This is a genomic window from Pseudomonas asuensis (assembly GCF_014646755.1).
GTDB lineage: Bacteria > Pseudomonadota > Gammaproteobacteria > Pseudomonadales > Pseudomonadaceae > Chryseomonas > Chryseomonas asuensis.
Genome location: NZ_BMNW01000034.1, coordinates 1 through 5,801, shown reverse-complemented (window position 1 = coordinate 5,801; position 5,801 = coordinate 1). Strand labels below are relative to the sequence as shown.

The 5,801-nt window shown below is 46.7% G+C and carries 7 protein-coding genes and 1 pseudogene; 5 read left to right on the top strand and 3 right to left on the bottom strand.

Annotated elements, in window-relative coordinates; genetic code table 11:
• Positions 1-306 precede the first annotated feature (306 nt).
• Both IEX86_RS24180 and IEX86_RS24175 read left to right on the top strand, forming a co-directional pair.
• Positions 307-591: a type II toxin-antitoxin system Phd/YefM family antitoxin gene (locus tag IEX86_RS24180; RefSeq protein WP_188868705.1), complete on the top strand. Its 285-nt coding sequence runs from the start codon at positions 307-309 to the stop codon at positions 589-591.
• Positions 569-916: a type II toxin-antitoxin system RelE/ParE family toxin gene (locus IEX86_RS24175; protein ID WP_188868704.1), complete on the top strand. Its 348-nt coding sequence runs from the start codon at positions 569-571 to the stop codon at positions 914-916. The genes IEX86_RS24180 and IEX86_RS24175 overlap by 23 nt, the downstream gene beginning before the upstream one ends.
• A gap of 66 nt (positions 917-982) precedes the next feature.
• On the opposite strand, the gene IEX86_RS24170 is transcribed toward IEX86_RS24175, so the two are convergent.
• Complete coding sequence (locus tag IEX86_RS24170) at positions 983-1,261, bottom strand: DUF3892 domain-containing protein (protein ID WP_188868703.1); 279 nt, start codon at positions 1,259-1,261, stop codon at positions 983-985.
• A 251-nt stretch (positions 1,262-1,512) separates the two neighbouring features.
• Positions 1,513-1,737: a DUF7740 domain-containing protein gene (locus tag IEX86_RS25965; protein WP_444544333.1), complete on the bottom strand. Its 225-nt coding sequence runs from the start codon at positions 1,735-1,737 to the stop codon at positions 1,513-1,515.
• 215 nt (positions 1,738-1,952) lie between these two features.
• Between IEX86_RS25965 and IEX86_RS24165 the strand changes: the two genes are divergently transcribed.
• Both IEX86_RS24165 and IEX86_RS24160 read left to right on the top strand, forming a co-directional pair.
• A complete protein-coding gene (locus IEX86_RS24165; protein ID WP_188868702.1) occupies positions 1,953-2,129 on the top strand; it encodes a hypothetical protein in 177 nt (58 codons plus the stop codon).
• Positions 2,130-2,184: 55 nt separating this feature from the next.
• Positions 2,185-2,478: a DUF4326 domain-containing protein gene (locus IEX86_RS24160; RefSeq protein ID WP_188868701.1), complete on the top strand. Its 294-nt coding sequence runs from the start codon at positions 2,185-2,187 to the stop codon at positions 2,476-2,478.
• A gap of 263 nt (positions 2,479-2,741) precedes the next feature.
• On the opposite strand, the pseudogene IEX86_RS24155 reads toward IEX86_RS24160, so the two are convergent.
• Positions 2,742-3,253 (bottom strand): annotated as a pseudogene (locus IEX86_RS24155) (transposase); the annotation flags it as partial.
• Positions 3,254-4,968: 1,715 nt separating this feature from the next.
• Between IEX86_RS24155 and IEX86_RS24150 the strand changes: the two are divergent.
• Complete coding sequence (locus IEX86_RS24150) at positions 4,969-5,370, top strand: type III secretion system chaperone (protein WP_188868700.1); 402 nt, start codon at positions 4,969-4,971, stop codon at positions 5,368-5,370.
• Positions 5,371-5,801 lie beyond the last annotated feature (431 nt).

Below are 5,801 nucleotides of genomic sequence, written 5' to 3'. Positions count from 1 at the left end.
ATAAGTGCACCGAAATAGCGTTGAGAGCCTCGCGCATGGGGGTTACTTTCTGGTCAGTCTGTTAAGTATCGATATTTCCCTAGGTGTAGTCTATGGGGCATACCCAAACGGCAACACCAAAATAGCTATGTCCCTGATGACATTTTTATGTCGCTCACCTTTGAACTTGACAAAGGACTAAATTTAGCCTAAATTTAGTCCTGTAGCTCACATATGAGCTCGGACACCAGCAGTCCCACTAGCTACTGAAAGAGCTTAGGGAATCGCTGATGTGCTCTTTTTCGCTATGCAACAGAGGTATCGACAATGAGAGTCGAAACTATCAGTTATTTAAAAAAGAACGCTGCCGACCTGGAGCTAGATGGACCATTGGTTATCACCCAAAATGGCATTCCTGCTTACGTTATTGAGTCATACGAGGAACGTAAACGTAGAGATGAAGCTGTTGCTTTAATCAAGCTTCTATCTATTGCCTCCCGTGATAAGGAGCAAGGAAAGCTTGTTTCAGGTGATGACCTCTTGAGTCGACTGGCACAGCGATGCCACCGATATCAACAAGAGGATCATTATGACGACAACGTACAAAGTTAAATACGCAACAACAGCCCAACAGAGCCTACTAGACCAAGTTGATCACTTGGAGACTCATGTAGGAACTGCAAAGGCAGAGCTGAAGCTTAACCAAGTGGTTAAGAGTTCAGAGGCAAGGCTTGAGAAAAACCCTCGTGCTTACCCAGTAAGCCAACAAGCTGCATCTCTAGGGGTAACGAGGTATCGTGAAATGCTCAATGATACCTACCGTGTGCTCTATGAGGTTTATGAGTCAGAGAAGCTAGTTGTAGTAGCTCTGATAATTGGACAGACGCAAAGCGTTGAAAAGCAGCTGATCAACTATTGCTTGATGCACGATTTATAAGCGCCTTTCATCGTTAGATGATTCGCATAACGGGGTTAACCCGCTATGCGAAGCTAGGCCCTATGATCATGTTCTCGGCAAATTCCTAAGATTGTCCAAGGCTGTATGGTTCGGGTTGGCTCGCAAATAGCTGCCTTCGAAGACGCTCACTTCTGCGCCTGTGTACCATTTTTCATTCTTCTTATAGCGAACACTGAAAGGAAGCCCCGACTGGATCAGTTGGGCTATAAAGCCTCGCGGTATCCAATAGTCGTACTTTTCGCCCACCTTATGCACTTTGAGAGAGGTAATGTGCTCTTCTTTCTGGTCTAGCTTGACACCATAAACATGATATTGATCAGCCATATGTGCTCCCTAGATCAATCGGCTAATAAATGTTTAGGCTCTTGGGCCTGGTCGAGCGACTGAGCGTTCAGTAGCACATTTTCTTAATGATTCAATGATCTCATTTATACGATGTGATCGTCATGCGAGAAAGAATTACCAGCAATTAGCACTCCCAGAATGCTATCGTCTTAAAGGATGCTAGTTCTGGTTGTTAAAATTCACTGGCTGGTCTTTCAATAGCCCTAAAACTCAGCGATGGGGTGCTGAGCTCATTCAGGTTGATCCAGGGCAGAGATGATGTCATCAGGTAACGTTCTTACAAAGACCTTCATATGGCGCAAAGGGGAAGGGCTATTTATGATGTCGAACATGTGTTGCCTATAACGCCTGGGTAACGCTTTGGAATATCGTTTAGCTGCATCTGCCACTGCTCGATCAGTACCGTGTATTTCGGCTACAAGCGCGAGCGCGACGATTGCGTCATAGAACCGCAATGGGCTTTCCTCACTATAGAGCTATCAGACAGAGCTTGATTATAGCGCTTTGCAATTAGCGCACCTAGAAAGCTTGCGTGCTATATCAATGAGGAGCAGCTCATAGTCTGGTAAGAAGACATGAACTGCTTTAGGCACACTTGGTCCTTGGTCATGTAAGCCAAACCAGGACGAAAAGAATGCTTAATATAGACATGAAGGTTCTCTTGCGAAGGATGAGCAATAAGCACTGCCTGTATAACGTGGCCATGGCCCTGTTTGTGCCCGCGCTTCTTATGATCGTGAGTCTATTATTCCCTTACCATGCCGTACCCTGGATTCCCTCTGCATTGTTTGGCGGATTTGTAGCGACGTCCATCCTGGTCTCGGCCTGCCGAACCGACTTAAAATAGGGGCGCTAGCTCAATCGGTGCTAGCCCCTTTGAATCAGTCATCGTGTCACGAAGCATGTGCACAGTAGTCAATAAGCACCATCAGCCATTCGATATCTATATTGGCCGAGGTAGTCGTTGGGGCAACCCCTACCAGATCGGAAAGGACGGCGACCGTGACCAGGTTATTGCTCAGTATCGTGAATATCTCTGGCGCCAGATACAGAATGGTGAAGTGACCTCGACCGACCTACTCAACCTTGATGGAAAACGTCTTGCTTGCTTTTGCAAGCCAAAAGCTTGCCATGGTGATGTAATCGTTGCGGCAGTGGCCTGGGCTAAAAATCGCGCCGCGCAAGCGCCGCTATAGCTCAGACTGGATGAGTTTCAGGCCTTCCGTAATGTGGCCTTTCATCTATATTAGGGGTCTAGCTGATATCTGCAGAAAACTCCAAAGCTGGCCCCGAAGAAACTATGAAGCCAATCATTCAAAGAAACGAACCTGCAACAGTTATCGTTTGCGGTAAGTGCTCACAGCCTCTTCAGACTATTATCGATCGATATGCATCGGACGATGATGCGCGATCAGTTGTACTACATGCTCAGAAGGGGTGCTCCATCAAGCAGATCACAGTAGAGCCGCTTGTAGTTGACCTGCACACCAGCTCGCCGCAGCAATATATGCAAGCGCCGGTAGCCAAAGCGCCGACGCTCCTGTGCCAGTTCCACGAGTTGGGTTTGCAGCTTGATACTTTGCTCGCTGGAACGAGGTTGATAGCGCAGCACCGAACGAGATAGCCCGACCAGCTGGCAGGCACGGCGCTCGGAGATGCCGGTTCTGGCTTGCATCTCCTGCACCGCCTCCCGCCGCGCTGTCGGGCTTACCCTTTTCCCCGAACGACCACCTTTAATGACTCGATGTCTAGATGGGCTTCGGCCAGCAGCTTCTTCAGCCGGCTGTTCTCCAGTTCGAGATCCTTGAGTCGCTTGGCGTTTGGCACGGTCATGCCACCGAATTTGGCACGCCAGGTGTAGAACGAGGCATCACTGACGCCGTGCCGTCGGCACAGTTCCTTCACCGACATACCGGCCTCGGCCTGCTTGAGAAAGTCGAGAATGTGCTCTTCGGTAAAACGCTTTTTCACTGCCGTCTCCTACTCGGAAAACGGACTCTACTAAGTTCAGTGTGGTACTGAAATCGGGGAGCAGGTCAATTGAAGCAGTGGCTAGTAGCGTTTCGTTTATATACCTCAAATCCAGCACATTATGACCTTAAGCTTACTTTCCTTGATCGTATATGCAAATAAAGCATCCGGTTGCTACCACACTATACAACATCACGACGAAAGCCAATGTTGTGCATGGGTGTCATGCAGTATAAAAGTGGCGGTCTGGAAGCAATGATATGTAGGCGCAAGGACCAAAATAAATAAAGCCATGCTTCCTTGGAACTGATACGTAAGGAAGACCACGGATATTGCTGGGAAGGGGAGAAAGGCTTCATGTATATTAAAAGTAACTTACCTACTAGCAATCAAGGCATAATTGACGTCGGCTCAAATCTGCCAGATGTAGCAGGGCAAAGACTGCCTGTTGTTCAGCAACGACACTCATTAAGCCAGATCAGTGGCAGCGGAGATCTTGCAAGAGATGGGCAGAACGGCATGTTGCCAAGACTTCATCAGTCTGAGCGACCACCTTCGATTAGCTCAGCATTGTATTCATTGGATGGAAACCATTCGAGTGATACGAGTAGTCTCGAAGAATGCTTGGCAGGCCTTAGGAAAAGTTTAACTGGATTTGAGCAAAACCTAGCTGGGCTTAGGACGAGTGTTCAAGAGTTTAGAAATTCTATACCCAAACCACCAGCATACTCTGAGAGCTTATTAAATGAGTATATGAGACCGTCTTCGTCTGGGAGTAGTGTCGCTTCATCACGGTCACCAAACAAACTTTCCCTGAGTGCGCCTAATGGAATATTGCAACGGCAAATTGGTGGAAACTCTCCCACGTTGCCTACAAGCTACTCTGCTAGCGCGTCAGAAGCGAATAGTTCTAGACCAGGTACAGCTAGTCCGATTCAGGAGAGTAGAGGCTCTCCAACGATGTCTGCACCTTCTCAACTCGAGAGACCTTTGGGAAGCCGTGGAGGGAGCAATAGAGATATCAGCCACCTTTCTCAGCCATTAGGCAATCAACCGCTCCCTGCCAATTCCTCCATAGTACAAAATAGGTCATCAGACCTTAACCGTAGAACACATAAACTCGAACAGAATAAAGATGCTCAGGGTTCCACAAGAAACAAGTTGAAAAAGAGGCGGCCGGACGAGAACGATAAAAAAAGCTGGTCAGATCGTTTTGGTATCAGACGGGACGGTGGCGGCCCTGAAATTCAGACTTCTGCGTCAACAAAAATACCTGATAAGTTTGGAAGCCGACTAAAGGCCGAATTTAAGTCTTTATTTTCAGCCTTCAAAAAGGCTGATCTAGCAAAGCAGTAATGTTGGTTTTTGACTAGCCTTAGAATAGGAGTCATTGTTCTGATGCATTACATAATGCTGCCTAGCTTATCGAAGAGGTATCTGTTGGAGTGTTTGGTAATTATTTGAATGGAAATAAGACGCGATGCTCGAGATTGGCTCCCTGTTCTATAGCTTTCAAACTCTTAGGGCTTCGACGCAAGGGCGGCACTTCTTATTTAGGATACAAGCTCATCTGTCTCGTTGTTCTGTTATCGCTCAATCATGAAGGCATAGCTAAAATGGAAATAACTCCAGCGTTGTATTATCTGTATCTATAATTGGTTTATTTTTTGAACTGCTTTTAAAAAAGTAAATTTCGCATAAAAAGGATATATCTCGTGAATGCCCACATACAGCTAGATAACCTCCTTCATCATTTTGCTAAAGCTTGCAAGACTTCACTACGAATAGACAAAGGCGTATGCGCACTTTATGGCGACGATCAACGCGAAGCAGCAGTCTTGGAGATGCCACCAGGAAGCACAATTTTATTCATTCATTGCGAAATTTCCACGCAGCTAATAGCCAATCAGGAGCTCTTGAATTTGCTCATGAAAATGAATTTCGAAGCCAATGCCATGCGTGGTTGCTGGCTGGCGATAGATGAATACAACACGCTACGCCTTTGTACCCAACATGGCATTGGCTCGTTGAATGAGCAGCAATTCACTTCCCTATTAATCGCATTTATTGCCTTAGTAAAAGATGTACGCGCTACATTGGGTTCTTTGATCCAGTAGGGCAGTATAGTTATTTACGTAGAGATCAGCGCCCATTATCAGTACCTAACCAGTTGTGAAGACATAGATTACTATCAGTGGGTTAAATATTAATTTTTAAGTGGCCATGCCTACTATAATATTTCAAGAATGCATATGCGCCTATCACCATCGCTACAATATAAGTTAGACCTAGGTTTTGTACGTAAAGTGCCTGCGCTCGGCCATGCTGCGTTAAAAGCCGGCTCGGAATGCTCATTTACTCCAGTAAAGTCGGCCGCGACTCCGACCGTTTCTCGCCTGTTTTTGCCTTGCCTGACCTTCGCTCGCCGACTTTTCGTACAGAACCTAGGTGTTAGGTCCCGGGAAGAAGGGGTTTGGGTCGGTTAAAAAGAGCTGTGGCTGTTTATGCCATTGCCCGAGGATAAAGCCAATCGGTGTTTGCCCTTTCA